This is a genomic window from Candidatus Korarchaeota archaeon NZ13-K (genome assembly GCA_003344655.1).
Taxonomy (GTDB): domain Archaea; phylum Korarchaeota; class Korarchaeia; order Korarchaeales; family Korarchaeaceae; genus Korarchaeum.
Genome location: MAIU01000129.1, coordinates 1 through 2182 on the forward strand (window position 1 = coordinate 1; position 2182 = coordinate 2182).

Below are 2182 nucleotides of genomic sequence, written 5' to 3' on the forward strand. Positions count from 1 at the left end.
TCTCGTTTATCAGTACAGCCTTTGCCAAATTCCTTCTCCTCTCCTCCATTATCTTGTTCTTTATGGCATTTCTTATGAACTCGCTCCAGTTTATCCTGATCTCGTCCATCATCCTCTTCGTCTCCTCATCAATCCTCACAGTAATTACAGAGCTTTCCTTATAATAAAGTTAGTCCCTGCGAAATTCCCCGTCAATTCTTCCGAGGCTCTTGTGGAGCCCACAGCTTCGCTTATCATATTAGCGGCACTTATCGTGGTGAAATTATGAGGAGGAGACCTCACTCTATCCCTCATGGTGGGACGGTGGCCTGAGGAGCCTGAAGGCCGCCGCCAGGAAGATGAGCCCCAGTGCGACGAGCATGAGCCCGCCCACATACCTCATGGATATCTCCACCCCCAGGAGGAGGCCTATGCCGCCGATTATGAAGAGAAGTCCGATTAGGGCTAGCAGCACGGAGCCAGGTCTCCTCCCGACTATCAGGCTCTCCTCCGGCCTGAGCTCCTTGTATTTAGCCCTGATGTATGCCATCGCCATGAAGCCGAGTCCCATCCCTATCGCCCCACCTACGTCCGGCCTGTCGAATAGCAGGCCAACACCGGCCCCTATGAACATGAGGGAGACGAAGACGAGCCCAGAGGGATCCCTCTCCTTCTCTCCCATGACCCCACGCGGGGGAGGTCATCAGGATACTTTTAAGCGTTTTCAAATCCGCCGGCGTATGCTCGCACAGCTCAGGCTCGTGTGAGCGAAGGATCAGGGGTTAGGAGGGGATGGGGGAGCGGGATGGCTGAGGGCCCTCCTCCTCACCAGGAGGAGCGCGAGGACCCCCAGGAGGATGACCACTACCAGCACCCCGATCAGGAGCTCCAGAAGGCTGGCCGTTGGCATTGTGCCCGTCTGAGTTTCCCCTGGACTCTCAGGTGGCTGTATCAGCAGGATGAGCGTCGCCGATCCCTCTGCCCCTCCCCCTGATGCCCTGACGATCAGCGTGAAGCTCCCGGTGGTGGAGCCTGGGGATAGGAGGAGCGAGGAAATCCCGCTCCCTCCCAGCCTATCCGGATCGAACCTGTAGCTCATGTCGGCCGGTGCGCCGCTGAGCGAGAGGTTCACAGGAACATCCGATGTCACGGAGACTGCGATTGAGGCCCGATCCCCCGGCCTGAGAGTGAGGCTGTTCTGGGAGAGGCTGACTGATATTCTGGGCTGGACGGAGGGCTGCGATGCTGCCGCCTGCCTCACCGTCACCCTGAGGGTGGCCGTCCTCGTCATGCCTCCACCCGTCGCGACGACGCTTATCGTGTGGTTCCCGAGGGGCGCGCCCGCTGAGGCCGAGATGAGGAGATTAGCGGTGAATGGGGGTGGCAGGTTGTTGACGTCGCTGGAGATCGTGATCCCATCCGGGAGACCGGAGACGCTGAGCGTCACGGGGCTGGAGAACCCCCCGCTCCCGGTGATGGATGCTGAGATTCTCGCGTTCCCTCCCCTGGTCACCTCAACGGAGTCCCCGCTCAGGGACAGGGAGAAGGAAGCTGCCGCCTGTGGGGAGGTCGTCTGCTGAGAGGTCACCTGAGGGGAGGTCGTGGGGGATGATGCCTGAGTCCCCGATGTGACCACGAGCGTCGCGCTGTCCCGGGCCTCGTATCCATCCCCCCTCCCTATGACGATCACCTCGTAGGATCCCTCCGGGGTGAGCTGGGACGTCTGGATCCTCAGGTAAACGCTGAGGCCCTCTATCGCGAAGATGTAGGTGGAGCCGGGCGGTATTCCCTGGGCCTCCAGGTTTATCCGGCCGGTGAAGGCGCCAGTAGTCGTGATCATCAAGGAGAACTGCGCCAGCTCTCCCCTCCTCACGGTCAGCTCATCCGGTCGCAGGCTGATCGCGAATGGGGCCTCCCCGCTCGGCTGCGTCGTGGAAGCCGATGTGGTCTGCTGGGATATAATGAGGTCTATCTCAGCGCTACCGCTCACAGCGTAGCTTCCCTACGTGTTCTGAGCCCTTATTCTCAGCCTGTAGCTCCCGGCAGGTGCCCCAGATGGGACGCTCACCGTCATGCTGGTGGGGAAGGCGACCCTTCCCCTGGAGGGAGAGAAGGAGATGGAGACGCCGGGTGGGGCGCTGCCGACCCACTCGTAGGAGAGGGATGCCTCCCCCTTGAATGTGCCGGTCACCATGACGGGATA

General features: G+C 60.6%; 3 protein-coding genes. All 3 read right to left on the reverse strand.

The features are described 5' to 3' along the window. Positions 1–283: 283 nt before the first annotated feature. Positions 284–661 (reverse strand): hypothetical protein, encoded by a 378-nt coding sequence (locus BA066_07770; protein RDD52793.1) that lies wholly within the window; start codon positions 659–661, stop codon positions 284–286. 93 nt (positions 662–754) lie between these two features. After that, positions 755–1969, reverse strand: coding sequence for a hypothetical protein (locus BA066_07775; protein RDD52794.1), 1215 nt, complete (start codon positions 1967–1969; stop codon positions 755–757). A gap of 12 nt (positions 1970–1981) precedes the next feature. Next, positions 1982–2173: a hypothetical protein gene (locus BA066_07780; protein ID RDD52795.1), complete on the reverse strand. Its 192-nt coding sequence runs from the start codon at positions 2171–2173 to the stop codon at positions 1982–1984. Positions 2174–2182: the final 9 nt, after the last annotated feature.